Here is a 19,287-nt window from a genome sequence, read left to right as displayed (position 1 = left end):
TATGCAAGACGAAAATTCACTAGAATTCAATAACAGAATACCCTTAGAAGAACTTAAATCGGCGACTGAAGCCATAGGAAACGAACTTTCTAAAGTCATTGTAGGACAGGATGATTTTATAAAACTGCTTATCGTTGGCTTACTCACCGACGGTCATGTTCTTATTGAAGGGGTCCCTGGAATTGCTAAAACCATAACTTCAAAGTTATTTGCAAAATCCATTGATACTAAATTTAATAGGATTCAGTTTACACCAGACCTGATGCCAAGTGATGTGCTGGGAACTTCAATTTTAAAAGCAGACCAATCGGATTTTGAATTTAAAAAAGGTCCCATTTTTTCCAATATTGTATTGATCGATGAAATCAACCGAGCTCCTGCTAAAACTCAGGCGGCTTTGTTTGAAGTCATGGAAGAACAACAAATCACGATGGATGGAAAGGAATATAAAATGCCTCCTCCATTTATGGTGATAGCCACGCAAAACCCAATTGAACAGGAAGGAACTTATGCTCTGCCCGAAGCTCAGTTAGATCGATTTTTATTCAAATTGAAAATCGATTATCCCAACTTAGAGGAAGAAGTCCAGATTTTGAAACTACAGCATCATCGTAAGGCCAAACTCCCTTTAAATGAAATTGAAACAGTTATGAATGTGGAAACTTTGCTCAAGTTTAGAGATCAAATTCATGAGATTGTGGTGGAGGACAAAATCTTTGACTACATCGCAGAAATCGTTATGCAAACCAGGAAGCATCCACATTTACTGCTTGGCGGTTCTCCGAGAGCTTCTTTATCTATTTTAAAAGTAGCTAAAGCCTTTGCAGCTATTCAGGGGAGGGATTTTGTGACACCAGAAGATGTCAAAATGAGTCTTAAACCAACGCTGAACCATCGAATTATTCTTTCGCCGGAAAAGGAAATGGAAGGCACAACCCCGGAACAGATCATTGATCTCATTCAGAAATCTGTAGAAATCCCTAGATAGTGCGTCAATTCATTTCATCTCTTTATTTTAGTAGACGGGTTTATACGGTTTTGTATAGCCTATCAGGTCTGTTTTTGCTTTCTTTTTGGTTTAAAAGCCTCTATGTCATCAGCACTGGTTTACTAATTATTTTTATTGGATTACTAGTAATTGACACTTTTAGATTATTCAAGGCAAAAAAGTTTTCAGCCGATAGAATTCTACCTGAAAAATTTTCAAACAGCGATGCCAATAGTGTTGAACTTCATTTTGGAAATAAATACAATTTTCCCATTCATCTGGAAGTCATAGATGAAATCCCAGAGCAATTTCAGAAAAGAGATTTTTTGAAAATCTTGTCCTTAACAGGAAACTCCAAACGAGCTTATAATTACACGCTTACCCCCGTAAAACGTGGAGAATACAAATTTGGATATCTCAATTGCTATGTGAGTACCAGGTCTAAACTGGTTAAACGACGTTACAGGTTTGAAAATGAAGGCATAGTAAAAGTCTATCCATCTTTTATCCAAATGCGGGCCTTAGATTTTTTATCCATCGACCAAAAAATGAGCCAGTATGGGATGAAGAAAATCAGGAGAATCGGGCACACCATGGAGTTTGAGCAAATCAAAAATTATGTAACTGGCGATGATATCCGAACCATCAACTGGAAGGCAACGGCTAAGCACAACAGCCTGATGGTGAATCAATATCAGGATGAGAAATCTCAGCCTATTTATAATATCGTAGATGTAGGCCGTGTGATGAAAATGCCTTTTGAAGGATTATCCCTGCTAGATTATTCCATCAATGCGACTTTAGCCTTCAGCAATATTGCTTTAAAGAAAAAGGATAAGGTCGGTATGTTGACCTTTGCCGATAAGATTGAAAATTTTGTACCAGCCAATTCAAAGAAAACACATTTAAATACGCTAATGGAAACTTTATATGGCATCAATACAAACTTTCTGGTGTCTGATTTCAACAGACTTTATGCGCACAGCAAAAGAAAAATTACCCAGCGTAGCTTATTGATGCTGTACACAAATTTCGAGCACATCACCAGTTTGAAGAGACAACTCCCCTACCTAAGAGCTTTGGCCAAATCTCATCTTTTGGTGGTTATCTTTTTTGAAAACACAGAACTGGAAGAATTAGCCAGCAAGTCAACCACAAGGCTGACAGAAATTTACGAAAAAACCATCGCTCAGGAATTTATCTATAACAAACAGTTGATGGTGAAAGAACTGGAGAAAAACGGCATACAAACCGTTTTGACCAAGCCAAAAGATTTATCGGTCAATACCATCAATAAATATTTAGAAATAAAAGCAAAAGGACTCTTATGAAACTGATATTCGCTACTCACAATCCCAATAAAGTCAATGAAATTCAAGCTTTACTTCCAGAGCATATACAAATTCTATCTTTAAACGATTTAGACTATCACAAAGAAATCGTGGAACATGGAGAAACCATTGAAGCCAATGCAAAAATAAAAGCGGATACGATTTCAGACTTATTTGATTTACCCTGTTTTGCAGACGACACAGGGCTTGAAGTAAATGCTTTAGGTGGAAAACCAGGTGTTAAATCGGCGAGGTATGCTGGTCAGGATAAAAGCGATGAGGCTAACAAAAAGAAATTATTAAAGGAACTAAAGGGTAAAGAAGACAGGTCGGCACGTTTTAAAACTGTTATTGTCTTCAAAAATGGAGACGAAGAAAAAGTGTTTACAGGACTTTGTGAAGGAGAGATTACAAAAGAGCCTGCGGGTAAGGGTGGATTTGGTTATGATCCCATTTTCAAGCCTAAACGCTATTCGCAAACCTTTGCAGAAATGCCAGCTTCGGAAAAAAACAAGATAAGTCATCGCGGTTTAGCCTTCCAGCAACTCATAGAATTCTTAAAAGCCTAAAATAATAACAAATACCACTCATAACCAGTTTAGGAATACTTACCTTTGCACCTATTTTTAAATTACTTATGACTACATTTGAATCATTAGGCTTAAGCCCTGAAATTTTGAAAGCAATTCAAGATTTAGGTTTTGAGTCCCCGAGTGAAGTACAGGAACAAACAATTCCTATCTTAATCGAAGAGCCTACCGATATGGTAGCGCTAGCCCAAACAGGTACAGGAAAAACCGCAGCATTTGGTTTTCCATTAATTCAGAATATCGACCTTAATTCCAAAAAAACACAGGGTTTAATTCTTTCTCCAACGCGTGAGTTGTGTATGCAAATTACCAACGAGCTAAAACAGTATGCGAAATACTACCAAAATCTCAACACCGTTGCAGTTTATGGTGGAGCAAGTATTACTGATCAGGCTAAGCAAATAAAGAGAGGAGCTCAAATTATTGTAGCGACTCCTGGACGTATGAAAGATATGATCCAGAGAAATATTATCGATATTTCAAACATCAACATTTGTATTCTTGACGAAGCTGATGAGATGTTGAATATGGGTTTCTTTGAAGACATTAAAGAGATTTTATCTCATTCTTCAGATCAGAAAAACACATGGTTATTTAGTGCAACGATGCCGAAAGAAGTGTCGATGATTGCTAAAAAATTCATGAAGACACCTAAAGAAATCACAGTTGGTCAAAAAAATATTTCGACTAAATCTGTAAGCCACGAATACTTTATCGTAGGTGGTCGCGACCGCTACAGTGCTGTCAAGCGAGTTGTAGATGCCAATCCGGACATCTACGCAGTGATTTTTTGCAGAACCAAAAGAGACACTCAAAAAGTAGCTGAAAAACTTATTGAAGACGGCTATAGTGCCTCTGCCCTTCATGGAGATTTGAGCCAGGCTCAAAGAGACATGGTGATGAATAGCTTCAGAAAGAAACAAATTCAGATGCTTGTGGCAACAGACGTTGCTGCCCGTGGTATAGATGTGGATGATATTACTCATGTGATCAATTACCAACTCCCAGACGAAATCGAAACCTACACTCACCGTAGTGGAAGAACGGGTCGTGCTGGAAAAGAAGGTAAATCTTTGGTTATTGTGACTAAAAGTGAGGTTAGAAAAATTCGTCAGGTTGAAAAAATAATCGGTCAGAAATTCACTCAGGAAGAATTGCCTTCTGGTGATGAAATTTGTAAACGTCAGTTATTTCACCTAGCCGATGAAATCAAGAGCACAACCATCAATCCTGAGATAGATTCATTTATCCCGGATTTAGAAGCCCAGTTTGAAGACCTGAGCAAAGAAGAAATCATCAAAAAATTCTTCTCTGTAGAATTTACAAGATTTCACAATTACTATAAAAATGCTCCTAAAATCACTCAGCATTCTGCAGATGAAGCATATTCTTCTGGTAAAGATTATGGTGATGAGACGCGTTTCTTCATCAATATTGGTGAGAAAGACGGTTTCAACTGGATGTCTATGAAAGATTTCCTTAAAGAACAGCTAAACCTAGACCGTGATGGTGTTGCTAAAGTAGACGTGAAAAACACATTCTCTTTCTTTAATGTGGCTACCGATGATGTTGAAAAAGTACAAAGTACCTTCGACTCATTTATGCTGAAAGGCAGACACGTGAACGTTGAAATCACAAAAGACCAAAAAAGTGGTGGCGGTAGAAAAGGTGGCGGCGGAGGTCGTGACCGCGGAGATCGCAAACCGAGAAAGCGCTTTGATAAAAATAAATCTTCAGATTTTAAAGGAAAAAAATCAGGAGGGTCCAATGTAAAAAGCTCTTTTGAAAGAAGAAGAAAGAAAAGCTAAATCAAGTTATAAAAAGTCATTTTGGTGTAAGCAAATTACATCGAAATGACTATTTTTATTTTTATGGATATCAAACCTTTATTTTTATTTATTTCCCTTTTTCTAACTTCACTTATAGGCTGGAGTCAGGATCAAGAATTGGAAATCATCTCAGGAACTGTGATGAATGCTGCCAACGACAAACCTTTAGAAAACGTCAACATTGTAAATATCAATACAGTAAGAGGTTCTACAACAAATGAAGAAGGTGCATTTCAAATTAAAGCAAGAATAAATGATACATTATACCTCTCCTATTTAGGCTTTAGATCCATACAGGTCAAGATTACTGATGACTGGGTTAAATTTGGTGATGTCAAGATCAAAATGACAGAATCTGCTATTGCTTTGGAAGAAGTCAAATTACAAGAGGTACAACTCACCGGTTATTTAGAAATTGACGCCAAAAACATCCCTATTTACGATAATTACAGGTATAGCATCTCCGGTTTAGACTACGCATACGAAGGCGGAAATTACCAAAGTAGCTCTATTTCTAAAGTTTTACAATCTATTTCCAACCCTGCTGATCTGTTATATAAAACCTTTAGCAGAAAGGATAAACAGATGCGACGCTTGCGCAAGATGAAGATGAACGAAAGTATTCAGGAAATACTTCAGGATAAATTCGACCGAGAAACACTTTCAGCAGTACTTCAAATTAGCAAAGACGATATCGATCAGGTTTTGGATAAATGTAATTATTCCAGAGACTTTATCACTTCAGCTAACGACTTACAGGTGCTTGATGCTATAAGCAGTTGTTACGAAGAATACCGAGCTATAAACAGATAAGCAATTTGAAACACATCAGCATACTTACTGGAGCAGGCATAAGCGCAGAAAGTGGTGTAAAAACTTTCAGAGACCACGATGGACTTTGGGAAGGTCATGATGTAATGCAGGTCGCTACTCCCCAGGGATTTGAACAAAATCCAAAATTGGTTTTAGAGTTTTACAATAAAAGACGGCAACAGTTAAAAACTGTCTTTCCAAACGCCGCACATAAAGCTTTGGTTGATCTGGAAACACAATATGATGTCAACATCATTACACAGAACGTAGATGATTTGCATGAGCGGGCAGGCAGTTCCAAAGTCATCCATCTCCATGGTGAACTCATGAAAGCAAGAAGCGTGAACGATGAAACCCTCATTTATGATTGGACAGATGACTTAAAATTAGGCGATGTCAATAAGGAAAACCATCAGTTAAGACCGCATGTGGTTTGGTTTGGCGAAGCTGTTCCAATGATGGATAAGGCTATTCATATTTTGCAGCAAACTGATATTATCATTATAGTTGGCACGTCCATGCAAGTCTATCCTGCAGCAGGACTTATCGATTTTGCTCCTGAACTTACCCCTATTTATTTTATTGATCCCAGCCCTTCCATACATCCTTCAAAGCACATTCATGTGTTTGCTGAAAATGCCACAACTGGCGTTAAGAAAGTAGTGAACAAACTTCTTGACTGAAGTAAACACGTTTTGCTCAAGAATGTGGTCTTGAAAGCTTATATTTGCTGGCAAAATTAAATTTGAATTCATGAATTCTCTTGATGCTATTTCCCCTATAGATGGACGCTACGCTTCCAAAACGAAATCACTGAGTCGCTTTTTTAGCGAACATGCCTTGATCAGATACAGAGTACGTGTAGAAATTGAATATTTTATTGCTTTGTGCGAATTACCACTTCCTCAACTGAAAGATGTGGATAATTCTCTATATCCAAGTTTGCGCTCTATTTATTTGGATTTTAGTCTTGAAGACGCTGAACACATCAAATCGATTGAAAAAGTTACTAACCATGATGTGAAAGCTGTGGAGTACTTTATCAAAGAGCGAATGGACCATTTGAATTTAAAAACCTCTAAAGAATTCATTCATTTTGGATTGACTTCTCAGGACATCAACAATACGGCTGTGCCGCTAAGTTTACTTGATGCCATTCATGAGGTTTATATCCCGGAACTGGAGCAAATTATCAGCAGGATAAAAGCTAAAGCTGAAGAATGGGCTGCAGTCCCTATGCTGGCCAGAACACACGGACAGCCTGCTTCCCCTACCCGATTGGGTAAGGAATTCGACGTTTTTGTAGTAAGGTTGCAAGAACAATTGAGTCAGTTAATTGCTGTTCCTTCCTCTGCCAAATTTGGTGGCGCTACAGGAAATTTCAACGCCCATAAAGTAGCTTATCCAGACATCGACTGGAAAGCCTTTGGAAAAGAGTTTGTGGAAAACCGATTAAAATTGAAGCACTCCTTCCCTACGACTCAGGTTGAACATTACGATAATATGGCTTCCATTTTTGATGCCATGAAACGAATTAATACGATTTTGCTTGATTTTGATAAAGACATCTGGAGTTATGTATCTATGGATTATTTCAAGCAGAAAATCAAAAAAGGAGAAGTTGGCTCTTCGGCGATGCCGCATAAAGTCAATCCCATAGATTTTGAAAATTCTGAAGGCAATCTTGGTATTGCTAATGCTTTACTCGAGCATCTTTCAGCAAAATTACCAATAAGTCGTTTGCAAAGGGACTTAACCGACAGCACAGTATTGAGAAACATTGGTGTGCCCATGGGGCATATGCTGATTGCTTTACAATCTACAGCAAAAGGCTTAGACAAATTGGTTTTAAACGCAGATAAAATTCAAAGAGACCTCAATGACAACTGGGCTGTAGTCGCAGAAGCTATCCAGACTATATTGAGGCGTGAAAACTTTGAAAATCCTTACGAAGCTTTAAAAGGCTTGACGAGAACCAATTCAAAAATAGATGAAGAAAGTATTTCTACATTTATAGATTCGCTGGAAGTCTCTGATTCTGTAAAAGCTGAACTAAGAGCCATAACCCCCTCCAATTATACAGGAATTTAAGATTATGAGTAAAACCGCAGCCTGGATTTCTGCAGCGCGCTTACGCACTTTACCGCTTTCCTTATCTGGAATTCTGGTAGGCTCTGCCCTGGCTTTTCCTTCAGGCGAATTTGATTCTACAATATTCTGGCTGGCAATGGCTACCACTTTAGGATTGCAGATTCTATCCAATTTTGCTAACGATTATGGTGATGGCGTCAAAGGAACTGACAACGAGGAAAGAATTGGTCCTATGAGGGCTTTGCAAAGCGGTGTAATTACTGATAAGCAAATGAAAAAAGGGATCATCCTGACTTCTGTGGTAACAGCTTTTTTAGCGCTTGCGCTTATCTATGTGAGTTTTGGAAAAGATAATTTTATACTGAGTGTAGTATTTATGGTTCTGGGAGCTTCAGCAATTATAGCTGCTATTAAATATACGGTAGGTAATTCTGCTTATGGCTATAGAGGTCTCGGCGACTTATTTGTCTTTATCTTTTTTGGTCTTGTTAGTGTTTTGGGAGTTAATTTTTTAATGACCAAACAGATTGATTTATGGCTTCTATTACCAGCGATGAGTATTGGTTTACTCAGCAGTGCTGTTCTCAACTTGAATAATATGAGAGATGAGAAAAGCGATAAAAATGCTAATAAAAAAACCCTGGTGGTCATCTTCGGAAAGCGATTTGCTAAAGTCTACCATTCTAGTCTTATTCTTAGTGCTTTTTTGAGTCTTCTGATTTTTCTAACAATGCATCTCAACAGTGAACCCTTTTGGCTTTTAGTCCCGCTTTTAGCTTTTGTCCCCTTAGCCATTCACTTAAAAAAAATCACTCAATATAAGAATCCAAAAGTCTTAGACCCCGAACTTAAAAAAGTAGCCCTAAGCACATTTGCTCTCTCCATTTCGTTCTTTTTGATTTTATTGTTTATCAATTATTGAATTGACTAGAGAGAAAACTTGATTTTGAAACATTAATTTGTAAATTGAGAAAAAAATATCTGATGGATTTTAAAAAGAAAATGTTACGCGATGACGCCTTATCAGGCAAGACCATAATTGTTACTGGAGGTGGAAGTGGTTTAGGAAAATCAATGACCAGCTACTTTTTAGAACTTGGAGCTAACGTAGTCATTACCAGCAGAAATCTAGAAAAACTGAAAACAACGGCTTCTGCTCTTGAAGAGGAAACCGGAGGGAAATGTTTACCTGTTCAATGTGATGTGAGGCATTATGAAGAAGTAGAACACATGATTGAAAAGGCCCATGAAGTTTTTGGTGAAGTGGATGTACTCTTAAACAACGCTGCAGGAAACTTCATTTCTCCAACCGAAAGATTATCTGCCAATGCTTTTGATACCATTATTGATATCGTTTTGAAAGGCTCTAAGAATTGTACTTTAGCTTTAGGAAAACACTGGATTGACAAAAAACAAACCAATAAAACCGTTCTTAATATAGTCACCACTTATGCCTGGACTGGCTCAGCATTTGTTGTGCCTAGTGCTACTGCAAAAGCTGGAGTTCTAGCCATGACAAGATCACTTGCTGTAGAATGGGCCAAGTATGGCATTCGTTTTAATGCCATTGCTCCGGGGCCATTCCCAACCAAAGGCGCTTGGGACAGATTGCTGCCTGGAGAACTCAAAGAAAAATTTGATCTAGCCAAAAAAGTACCGCTTAAACGCGTCGGCGATCATCAGGAATTAGCAAATTTAGCCGCTTATCTGGTCTCTGATTTTGCGCACTACCTCAATGGCGAAGTGATTACCATAGATGGTGGTGAATGGCTGAAAGGTGCCGGGCAATTTAATCTTCTTGAGGCCGTAACACCAGAGATGTGGGATCAGCTGGAACAAATGATTCGCGCTCAGAAAAAAAATTAATTTTATAGTTTTAATCTCTTAACTAATTTATGCATATTGGTATGCCATAAATAATTGTAATTTTACATCTAATAATTCAGACATTTAATGGGTAAAATAATTTCGATTGCAAACCAAAAAGGTGGAGTTGGTAAAACAACAACTGCAGTAAACCTTGCCGCAGCCTTAGGTGTTTTAGAAAAAAAAGTCTTATTAATTGATGCAGATCCTCAAGCCAATGCAACGTCAGGTTTGGGTATCGACATAGAGTCCGTAGAAATCGGCACCTATCAACTTCTGGAGCATACCAAAAATGCTGAAGATGCCATCATTGAAACTGATTCTCCTAATCTCGAACTTATCCCTTCTCATATAGATTTAGTCGCTATTGAACTTGAGCTGGTTGATGTGGAGCGACGCGAGTATATGTTGAAAGAGGCTTTAATGCCAATAAAATCGAACTTCGATTATATTCTCATCGATTGTGCCCCATCTTTAGGCTTACTTACGTTAAATGCACTGACCGCATCAGACTCTGTATTAATACCAATTCAATGTGAATATTTTGCACTAGAAGGACTCGGAAAGTTACTAAACACGATTAAAAGCGTACAAAAAATACACAATCAACAACTCAGTATAGAAGGCTTATTGCTTACCATGTATGACTCCAGATTGCGTTTGTCTAACCAAGTAGTTGAAGAGGTTAAAAAACACTTCAATGACATGGTTTTCGAAACAATTATACAGCGAAATGTACGTCTAAGCGAAGCTCCTAGTTATGGTGAAAGCATCATTAAATATGATGCGGCTAGTAAAGGGGCCAATAATTATTTAAGCCTGGCTGAAGAAATTATAAAAAAGTCAAAATAGATTCATGGCTAAAACGACAAAGAAAAAAGCTTTAGGAAGGGGACTTTCTGCCTTACTCAATGACCCGGAAAATGACATCAAATCTGCAGATGATGAAAATGCAGATAAAGTTGTTGGTAATATTGTTGAGTTAAACCTTGAGGCCATTGAAGTTAATCCTTTTCAGCCTAGAACTAGTTTCAGCGAAGAGGCGCTCAAAGAATTAGCCTCTTCCATTAGAGAACTTGGTGTGATACAGCCTATCACCGTAAGGAAGCTGGATTTTAATAAGTACCAGCTGGTTTCCGGGGAACGCCGTTACAGAGCTTCCAAGATGCTTGGTTTAGAAACGATTCCATCTTACATAAGAATCGCCAACGACCAGGAGTCTTTAGAAATGGCATTGGTTGAAAACATTCAAAGACAGGATCTCGATCCTATTGAAGTGGCGCTTTCTTATCAAAGACTTATCGATGAAATAGACTTAACTCAGGAAGAATTAAGCGATAGAGTGGGCAAAAACAGATCTACTATTGCCAATTATCTGAGGCTCCTGAAACTGGATCCTATCATCCAAACTGGAATGAGAGATGGTTTTTTGAGTATGGGTCACGGTCGGGCATTAATCAATATCAGTAACACAGATGTTCAACTTGAGGTCTACGAACAAATTTTAAAGGATAAGCTTTCAGTCAGAGAAACTGAAGCCCTTGTAAAACGAATTCAGGACAAATCTAAAAACCCTAAAGTTAAAGCAGAGCCGAAAGTTGATGAAAAGAAGCAAAAAGCTCTTAAACAAATTTCATCTTACTTTGGTGCTAAAGTGGAAATGAAAGTCAATAAAAAAGGCAACGGGAAACTGATTGTTCCTTTTTCTTCTGATGAAGATTTTCAAAGAATCAAAAAATTAATTCAAGGTGACTCGTAATTTTTTCTATTCGCTTGTCTTTTTTTTTGGCGGCTTAATTGTAGCAACGGGTCAGGGACAAGATTCGTTAAATATTAAAAGTACCATGACTTCTACCAAAGAAGCCTTTAAACTTGACCTTTACGATCCCTTAGCTCCTGCCAGATCAGCTTTTTATTCAGCCATATTACCAGGGCTTGGTCAGGCCTATAACGGAAGCTACTGGAAGATTCCTTTGGTTTATGCAGGAATTGGAACAAGTTTTTACTTGGTTCTTTATAACGACAAGCTTTACAATCAGTATCGAGATGCCTATAAACGAAGACTTGCAGGATTTACTGACGATGAATATCAGAACATTTTAAATAATGAAGGCTTAATCAATGCTCAAAAGCAGTTTAGGCAAAATAAAGAATTTGCCATATTGGCTACAGTAGGCTTTTATTTACTGAATATAATTGATGCTAATGTTGATGCCCACCTTAGACAATTTGATGTTTCTGATGATCTTTCACTAAGACCCAATTTTGAACCAAATTATTTGAGTGGAAACCTGGACTATAGCTTAACTTTGAATTTTAAATTCAATTAAAATGAAACTCGCTATACTCGGATACGGAAAAATGGGCAAAACCGTTGAAGAAATTGCCCAATTAAGAAATCACGATATCGTTTATATCACCTCAGATGAAATAGATACAACTGAGTTGAAAAAAGCAGATGTTGCCATTGATTTTAGTATTCCTGAAGCTGCTTTTACGAACATTGCCAGCTGTCTTGAAAACAATGTTGCAATCGTTTCAGGCACAACAGGCTGGCTCAATCAATATGAAGAAGCTGTTGAAGTCTGTAAATCAGAATCTGGTCGGTTTCTTTACGCCTCTAACTTTAGTGTAGGTGTGAATATTTTTTTTGAACTGAATTCTTATTTAGCAAAAATAATGTCTGGCATAGAAGAATATAATGTCCAAATGAAAGAAATTCATCATTTAGAAAAGAAAGATGCTCCGAGCGGCACAGCCATAAGCTTAGCAGACCAAATTATCCAGGAGTCAGATTACCAAACCTGGAATCATCCACCACAAAATGACAAAACCTCTATTGGTATAGATGCTGAAAGAAAAGCAGGTGTTTTTGGATTTCACGATGTGACTTATGATTCTGAGATTGATACTATTTCTATTTCCCATAATGCTAAATCTAGAAAGGGGTTTGCTCATGGAGTAGTCATTGCTGCTGAATGGATTCTTAAACAAAACACAGGCGTTTACTCCATGAAAGATGTCCTTCAACTTAATTCACCAACTTAATACAAGCATTCATGTCATTTACTGATATATTACTCTTCATCTTATTTATTCAGGCACTTCACTTTTTTGGAACCTGGAAATTATACCAGAGTGCAGGTAGAAAATGGTGGGAAGCTGCTATTCCTGTTTATAATGCCATCATTCTTTTTAAGATCATCAACAGACCCTGGTGGTGGGTATTTTTGATTTTTGTGCCTATTGTCAATCTGATTATGTTCCCAGTCATTTGGGTAGAGACGGCCAGAAGTTTTGGGAAAAACTCGACGACAGACACCCTCCTGCAGCTTTTTACATTTGGTTTTTATACCTACTATATCAATTATTTCACAAAGCATGAGTACATCGAGGATAGAAGTCTAAAAGCCAAATCAAAAACAGGAGATTTTGTAAGCTCCATTTTATTTGCAGTAGTGGCAGCAACGATTGTACATACCTACATCATGCAGCCGTTTACAATTCCTACTTCATCTTTGGAAAAAACTCTACTCGTTGGTGATTTTCTATTTGTCAGTAAATTTCATTATGGGGCCAGGTTACCACAAACCGCAGTTTCATTTCCCATGGTACACGATACGATTCCTCTTTTGGGAGTCAAATCATACCTTAATTCCCCACAGTTACCATACCTAAGATTCCCTGGATTTGAAAACGTTCAGCGCAACGACATAGTTGTTTTCAACTGGCCGGTAGACACCGTAAGAATGTTTAGAGACCAGTCTGGCAGACATTACGACAAACCCTTAGATAAAAAATCGAATTACGTTAAACGTGCAGTGGGTGTGGCTGGAGATTCTTTGGAAATAATTGATGGTAAAGTTTATGTCAACAGTGCTCCCTTACAACTTTCAGACCGTGCAAAACCTCAGTTTTCTTATATAGTTCAAGGAAAAGGTCAGGGTTTTAACATGCGCAGTCTTGTTGAAATCTATGGTATTACAGACGGATTGCAATGGATTGACAGAAGTCGAGATCTTTATCAAGTCAATGCAATAACTGAGGAAAATCTAGCTAAGTTTAAAAATCACCCCAATGTTAAATCTGTAGAGCGAATCATTTCACCGGAAGGCAAAGCTGATACAGGCATTTTCCCAAACAACGGAAAAGTGAATTGGAACAGAGATAATTTTGGTCCTATTTATATTCCTGAAGCTGGAAAAACTGTAAAACTTGACCTGGAGTCATTTTCGTTATACCGCAGAATTATTGAAGTTTATGAAGGCTCTGAAATGGGTATAGAAAATAAACTTGAAGTAAAAGGCTCACAGGTCTATCTCAACGGTAATCCTATAGATGAATATACTTTTAAACAAGATTATTACTGGATGATGGGCGATAATCGTCACAATAGTGAGGATAGCCGATACTGGGGCTATGTCCCTCAAAATCATGTCGTGGGTAAACCCGTGTTCATCTGGATGAGTCTGGATCCTAATGCTAGTGATCTAGTAGACAAGGTGAGGTGGGAGAGATTATTTACCACTGTTGGCGGTGAAGGGAAGCCTTCCTCCTATTTAGTCTATTTTCTGATTGGAGTAGTTCTGATCATAGGGTATAATTACTTCATCAAAAAGAAACAATAAAACTTGAAACCAGTTCTAATTCATCCCTGCTATTTCGGTCCAATAGATCAATATACCTTCATTGCTCAGACAGATGATTTTGCAATAGAAAAGCAAGATAATTATCAAAAACAAACCTATAGAACTCGTCAATATATCTATGGAGCCAATGGAAAACTTCTGCTCAATGTCCCTATAAAACATCGCGAAAACAAAACAGAAAAACACCAGAAATACAAAGATATTCGCATTGAAAATGCCTTCAAATGGCAGCGTTTGCACTGGAAGTCTTTAGAAGCTGCATACAGAACTTCTCCATTTTTTGAATTTTATGAGGACGAATTTGTAGATCTCTATGAAAAAAAAGCAACCTTCTTAATGGATTTTAATTTGAAATGTATGCAGGTTGTATTTGAATGTTTAAACCTTGACTTTGATTTTAAATTTACGGAAGAATATGAGTTGACAACTGAAAATTACGATAATCAGCGTGAATTAGTAAATTCAAAGCGCAAACAAAAAGCTGAACTTGAAAATTACATTCAAGTATTTCAGTCTAAATACGATTATATTCCCAATCTCAGTATACTCGATTTGTTATTCAATAAAGGCCCTTCGGCAATAGATTATTTGCAGTCTCAAAAACTTATTCGTTAAGTTTAAAGGTTGCCATTATAGGATAGTGGTCTGATAATTTGATGTTGTAATTTTTGAAATTGACATTTTCAATACTTTTTTCATTGAAAACAGCATCAATCCTCATTGGCAGAAAGTCAAAATCAAAGGTTTTTCCCAATCCACTTCCAGACTCTATAAAAGCATCTTCAAGATTATGGTCCAACAGTAAGCTGGCTACATAAGAAAATGGCGTATTATTCATATCAATGCATACAATTTTAGGCAAATGAGTAGATTTAAAATTTTCGATAAGCATTTCAGCCTGCTCTTGTTGTTTTTCAAAAGACTTGCCTACCCTACTGATTAGTTTTTGATGATTTTCTTTCTGTAACTCCTTGACATCGGGAATGATTTTAAGAGACTCTAAGTGAACTGCATAAAGCCTCAGCGTGTCTTTATCTATCAGTACATCCGCATAAATGGCATTGTTGTGCGTATTTGGAAAATCGATAGTTCCTCTATTTATGATTTTATATTTGCTATAAATGGCAACACCAATCTTTGAAGAAGTCGTTTTAAATTTCACAAAGGAATAAGGATAAGCAGGCATAGTGAATCCATCTTTTTTCATATAATCTTGAAAGGCGACAATATCGGGAGCTTCAGTAGCTATGAATTCTGAGATTTTCTTGGGTACGTTGTGTTTATCAGTCCAATTGTATTGATCAAATAGACGTACATTATAACTCATGACTTTCAATGAACTGTCAGTAATCTCTTTTGATTGATTATTAAGCACAATGATTTTACTAACATAGGAATAACCTGCAAGAACGAGTATGGCAGATAAAATAAAATGAAGCTTTAGCCTTATCATCCAATACAATGCAAATCCAAGATTGATGAGCATGAATATGGGCAGACCCAAATTCAGAATAGAGAGAAAAGCAGAAAATTTTGGAGGAACAAATGGTAAAATGTAAGCCACTAGTAAACAAGCTGCAAAAAAGATATTGAAAGCAAAAACTATTTTTTGAAGGAAATTGAGCTTAGACTTCATGACAACTACATGTCTTTACCTGCTTTAAATAGAAAATCCTTTTCTTCTTTAGAAAGGCTGTCGTATCCACTTTTGCTAATCTTATCTAAGATTTTATCAATCTTTTTCTGATTATCTGTTCTGCTGGGACTGGCTGATTTTTTGTTTTTTGAATTCTTATGAACCGTTTTCATATGGCTTTTCTTCGTTTTGGGCTGAAAGAACTCTGCAAACCAATCTGTAAAAGATTGTAACCAGGAACCTATATCATTCCCTTTGTTGAGTTGAGTGGTATATAAGTATCCAATCCCTGCACCACCAAGATGAGCTAAATGCCCTCCTGGATTGGACATTGGTATCTGGACCACATCTAAGACCACTAAGAAAGCAGCTATCCACCAAAGTTTAAGACTGCCCAAAAAGACTAATTTCACCTGTAAGTTTGGTGCCTGAGTTGCCACAGCAACTAAAATTGCCATAACTGAAGCCGAAGCCCCTATCAAATAAGATTTTCCAGTACCACTAAACGCTGGTAGCAGATTATAACTTAAAGCATAAATCAAGGCACCACAAATAGCGCCAAGGAAATATAAGTTCAGCATGCGTTTTCCTGAAAAATAGGTCAAAAAGAATTTTCCTGAGAAATACAAAATCAATATATTGGACAGAATATGGAATATACCAGAATGCATAAACGCATACGTAAAAATCGTCCAGGGTTTGTAGGCAAACTCCAGTAAACTTTTGGGAAAGACAAGCCATTCCACAAAAAAGTCGGCTGGAATTTGAAATAAGAATCCAAGGGTTCTAAAGACAAATGTGAGAATAAACAAAATCACATTTATACCGATAAGCTTCTCTAAAGTATCGGCTGTATTGTATTTATAGGTTATTTTTTGCTTCCAGTCCATATCAATTCCATCTATTTGCATCAAATGAGTTTTTCTTCCAGTAATACATGGTGATGAACCCGATTACTGCACCACCAATATGCGCCCAATAAGCAGTATTGGATGGCCCGAGCAAAGTTACTCCAGTTATAGCAGAAAACAGGTTTAATAGGAAATAACCTCCGATTAAATATTTTGCCTTAATGGGTATAGGAACAAAGATGATATACAAGGGCAAATTAGGGTAAACCACTGCAAAGGCAGCTAGAATTCCAAATATGGCCCCGGAAGCACCTACCATAGGTGTGACATAGTTACTTAATAATTGAGTGCTTACATCTTTCGGAATAGATGAATACACCCTGTATTCCCCTGTGGACATTACGCTTTCGAATAGTTTTGAAATCTCACTTGGATTAACACCAGCATCAAGATAAACCTGATAAGCATCATTAAAAGCTATATAACTAAAAAGAATCTGAAAGCCTGCAGCGCCAAGTCCTGCTGAAAAGTAGATAAATAAAAACTTATTCTGTCCTAGATATTGCTCCAGCAAACTTCCAAACATGTACAGGGCAAACATATTGAAAAGGATATGAGAAAAACTTCCATGCATAAACATGTGGGTGATGATTTGCCAAAACCCAAAATTTGGATTTTCCGGAAACCATAAAGCGAAAATTTTATAGGCATAATCCCCTAAAAAATTTGCTCCAAAAAAGAATAAAATGTTGGCTATTAATAAAACTTTTACTGTTTCGGTTATTCTACCCATTTACATAAATTTTTTATCGAAGTCTGCAGCAGACTGTTTAACGAAAACTAATCGATTTAGCGGAGTTAGCACTGGTTCTTTACAAGAAAATAACAGATTTACAAGTTCTGTTTGTTCTTCTTTTTGAAGAAGGGTTCCGTTTTTTATGGCCATACTTTGCGCAAGCGACTTGGCCAGTCTATCGGTTTGGTCAAAACCAGAATCTGGAATGTCACTTTCAAAATCAGATAAAAGCTGATCCAGTAAAATTGAGGTTTCACTCTCGGGTAAACGGTTGGGAATGCCATTTATTTTTACAAAGTCTTCTCCAAGTTCTGAAATTGAAAATCCAGCATTAACCAATGACTCTTTCAGGATTTTAAAAACCCTGATTTCATTTGAATCCAGTTGTAGTTTTAAAGGAAATAACAACTGTTGGCTCAAAGCAGGTTGAGCGGTAATATTTTTTAGTAATTCTTCATACAATATTCTGAAATGGGCTCTGTGCTGATCTATAATAAGCATTTCAGATTTTGTAGAAGTGATGATGTATTTACGCTGAAGCTGGAACGTACCTGACGATTGATAAGTTTTTTCCTGACCCTGAAAAAGTGAAGGAGAAATTTGTTCGCTTTCCACTTCAATATCCATTATAGTATCATCACCATCTATGGATTCCGTATAAAGCGATTCCCAATTAGCAGTCGATTTCGATTGAAATGAACCTGTATTCTTTTTAAAATAACCTGATTCTTTTTCAGCTTCAAAGGGATTAAAATTTCTATCGACGTCAATTGATGGGATTTTAGCTCTGGTTTTATGCTGAACATAGTCTGTATCCATACTCGAATCTTTGTTAAAATCCAAAACTGGAGACACATTAAATTGACCAAGACTATGCTTAACGCTGCTTCTAAGTATAGAATAAATAGAATGTTCATTATCAAATTTCACCTCTGTTTTAGTGGGATGAATATTGATGTCAATAGATTGAGGATTCACTTGCAAATACAAAAAATAAGATGGATAAGCTTTGTCTTTGAGCAAACCTTCAAAAGCGCTGGAAACGGCATGATGCAGATAGGGATGTTTTATAAACCTATCATTCACAAAGAAAAATTGTTCACCACGAGATTTCTTGGCAAATTCTGGTTTACCTACAAAACCTGTGAGCTTGATCAGGTCTGTTTCTTCTTTTACAGGAACCAGTTTCTCATTGGTTCTGGCACCCATCACACCAACTATACGTTGTCTATGGTTAGCTGCAGGAAGGTTGAAAAGCTCACTACCGTTATGAACTAATTTGAAAGCAACAGAAGGATGAACCAAAGCTACTCTCTGGAATTCATCGATGACGTGTTTTTGCTCGACTGTTGTAGATTTCAAAAAATTACGTCGTGCAGGAATATTAAAAAAAAGGTTTTTAACGGCTATAGAAGTTCCCACAGGTGTGACACAAGGTTCTTGCTGAACAATATTACTTCCTTCAATAATGAGATGAGAACCGAGGTCTTCATCTTCTGTTTTGGTTTTCATTTCTACATGGGAAACGGCTGCAATAGAGGCTAAAGCCTCTCCTCTAAACCCTTTAGTGTGCAGACGGAATAAATCGTCAGCTGAATTAATTTTTGACGTAGCATGGCGTTCAAAAGATAAGCGAGCATCTGTATCGCCCATGCCTAAACCGTTATCAATGACCTGAATCAAGGTCTTACCTCCTTCCTTTACCAGCAAAGTTATAGATGTGGCATTTGCATCTACTGCGTTTTCCAGAAGCTCCTTCACCACAGAAGCAGGGCGTTGTACGACCTCTCCAGCAGCTATTTGATTGGCCACATGGTCTGGTAGTAAGTGAATGATACTGTTCATTG

19 protein-coding genes are annotated in these 19,287 nt (G+C 37.2%); 15 read left to right on the top strand and 4 right to left on the bottom strand.

The window, feature by feature from the left end; genetic code table 11:
• Window position 1: 1 nt before the first annotated feature.
• The 15 genes from LB450_RS10845 to LB450_RS10775 all read left to right on the top strand — a co-directional run bounded on the left by LB450_RS10845 (window position 2) and on the right by LB450_RS10775 (window position 14,772).
• Window positions 2-988 carry an AAA family ATPase gene (locus LB450_RS10845; RefSeq protein WP_224488461.1) on the top strand — a complete coding sequence of 329 codons (987 nt, stop codon included), beginning with the start codon at window positions 2-4 and terminating at the stop codon, window positions 986-988.
• Complete coding sequence (locus LB450_RS10840; RefSeq protein ID WP_224488459.1) at window positions 988-2,319, top strand: DUF58 domain-containing protein; 1,332 nt, start codon at window positions 988-990, stop codon at window positions 2,317-2,319. Before LB450_RS10845 ends, LB450_RS10840 begins: the two co-directional genes overlap by 1 nt.
• Window positions 2,316-2,888, top strand: coding sequence for an RdgB/HAM1 family non-canonical purine NTP pyrophosphatase (gene rdgB, locus LB450_RS10835; RefSeq protein WP_224488457.1), 573 nt, complete (start codon window positions 2,316-2,318; stop codon window positions 2,886-2,888). The genes LB450_RS10840 and rdgB overlap by 4 nt, the downstream gene beginning before the upstream one ends.
• Before the next feature lie 68 nt (window positions 2,889-2,956).
• Window positions 2,957-4,717: a DEAD/DEAH box helicase gene (locus LB450_RS10830; RefSeq protein WP_224488455.1), complete on the top strand. Its 1,761-nt coding sequence runs from the start codon at window positions 2,957-2,959 to the stop codon at window positions 4,715-4,717.
• 63 nt (window positions 4,718-4,780) lie between these two features.
• Entirely contained in the window at window positions 4,781-5,551 is a 771-nt protein-coding gene (locus LB450_RS10825) for a carboxypeptidase-like regulatory domain-containing protein (protein ID WP_224488691.1), read from the top strand.
• Window positions 5,552-5,556: 5 nt separating this feature from the next.
• Window positions 5,557-6,234 carry an SIR2 family NAD-dependent protein deacylase gene (locus LB450_RS10820; protein ID WP_224488454.1) on the top strand — a complete coding sequence of 226 codons (678 nt, stop codon included), beginning with the start codon at window positions 5,557-5,559 and terminating at the stop codon, window positions 6,232-6,234.
• A 70-nt stretch (window positions 6,235-6,304) separates the two neighbouring features.
• Window positions 6,305-7,642 (top strand): adenylosuccinate lyase, encoded by a 1,338-nt coding sequence (purB, locus tag LB450_RS10815; RefSeq protein ID WP_224488452.1) that lies wholly within the window; start codon window positions 6,305-6,307, stop codon window positions 7,640-7,642.
• A 4-nt stretch (window positions 7,643-7,646) separates the two neighbouring features.
• Entirely contained in the window at window positions 7,647-8,564 is a 918-nt protein-coding gene (menA, locus tag LB450_RS10810; RefSeq protein ID WP_224488450.1) for a 1,4-dihydroxy-2-naphthoate octaprenyltransferase, read from the top strand.
• Window positions 8,565-8,626: 62 nt separating this feature from the next.
• Window positions 8,627-9,508 (top strand): SDR family oxidoreductase, encoded by an 882-nt coding sequence (locus LB450_RS10805; RefSeq protein ID WP_224488449.1) that lies wholly within the window; start codon window positions 8,627-8,629, stop codon window positions 9,506-9,508.
• 87 nt (window positions 9,509-9,595) lie between these two features.
• The gene (locus LB450_RS10800; RefSeq protein ID WP_224488447.1) at window positions 9,596-10,360 is read left to right on the top strand and encodes a ParA family protein; all 765 of its coding nucleotides are present in this window, start codon (window positions 9,596-9,598) and stop codon (window positions 10,358-10,360) included.
• A 4-nt stretch (window positions 10,361-10,364) separates the two neighbouring features.
• Entirely contained in the window at window positions 10,365-11,267 is a 903-nt protein-coding gene (locus LB450_RS10795; protein ID WP_224488438.1) for a ParB/RepB/Spo0J family partition protein, read from the top strand.
• A 37-nt stretch (window positions 11,268-11,304) separates the two neighbouring features.
• Window positions 11,305-11,838 carry a DUF5683 domain-containing protein gene (locus tag LB450_RS10790; RefSeq protein ID WP_407692575.1) on the top strand — a complete coding sequence of 178 codons (534 nt, stop codon included), beginning with the start codon at window positions 11,305-11,307 and terminating at the stop codon, window positions 11,836-11,838.
• Between the two features lies 1 nt (window position 11,839).
• Window positions 11,840-12,556, top strand: a complete 717-nt coding sequence (gene dapB, locus LB450_RS10785) for a 4-hydroxy-tetrahydrodipicolinate reductase (protein WP_224488434.1) — start codon at window positions 11,840-11,842, stop codon at window positions 12,554-12,556.
• 11 nt (window positions 12,557-12,567) lie between these two features.
• A complete protein-coding gene (lepB, locus tag LB450_RS10780) occupies window positions 12,568-14,136 on the top strand; it encodes a signal peptidase I (RefSeq protein WP_224488426.1) in 1,569 nt (522 codons plus the stop codon).
• A 3-nt stretch (window positions 14,137-14,139) separates the two neighbouring features.
• Window positions 14,140-14,772 (top strand): WbqC family protein, encoded by a 633-nt coding sequence (locus LB450_RS10775; protein WP_224488424.1) that lies wholly within the window; start codon window positions 14,140-14,142, stop codon window positions 14,770-14,772.
• Here the strand turns inward: LB450_RS10775 and LB450_RS10770 are convergent.
• Genes LB450_RS10770 through mutL form a run of 4 tightly spaced genes read right to left on the bottom strand, consistent with a single transcriptional unit; the run spans window position 14,762 to window position 19,285 of the window.
• Window positions 14,762-15,793 (bottom strand): endonuclease/exonuclease/phosphatase family protein, encoded by a 1,032-nt coding sequence (locus tag LB450_RS10770; protein WP_224488422.1) that lies wholly within the window; start codon window positions 15,791-15,793, stop codon window positions 14,762-14,764. The genes LB450_RS10775 and LB450_RS10770 overlap by 11 nt on opposite strands.
• 5 nt (window positions 15,794-15,798) lie before the next feature.
• Complete coding sequence (locus LB450_RS10765; protein ID WP_323670372.1) at window positions 15,799-16,683, bottom strand: rhomboid family intramembrane serine protease; 885 nt, start codon at window positions 16,681-16,683, stop codon at window positions 15,799-15,801.
• 1 nt (window position 16,684) lies between these two features.
• Window positions 16,685-17,437 (bottom strand): rhomboid family intramembrane serine protease, encoded by a 753-nt coding sequence (locus tag LB450_RS10760; RefSeq protein ID WP_224488416.1) that lies wholly within the window; start codon window positions 17,435-17,437, stop codon window positions 16,685-16,687.
• On the bottom strand, window positions 17,438-19,285 hold the full coding sequence (gene mutL / locus LB450_RS10755; RefSeq protein WP_224488414.1) for a DNA mismatch repair endonuclease MutL: 1,848 nt from the start codon (window positions 19,283-19,285) through the stop codon (window positions 17,438-17,440).
• Window positions 19,286-19,287: the final 2 nt, after the last annotated feature.

This window comes from Psychroflexus curvus, from assembly GCF_020164585.1.
GTDB classification, from domain to species: domain Bacteria; phylum Bacteroidota; class Bacteroidia; order Flavobacteriales; family Flavobacteriaceae; genus Psychroflexus; species Psychroflexus curvus.
This window is presented reverse-complemented; position numbering and strand designations above follow the sequence as displayed.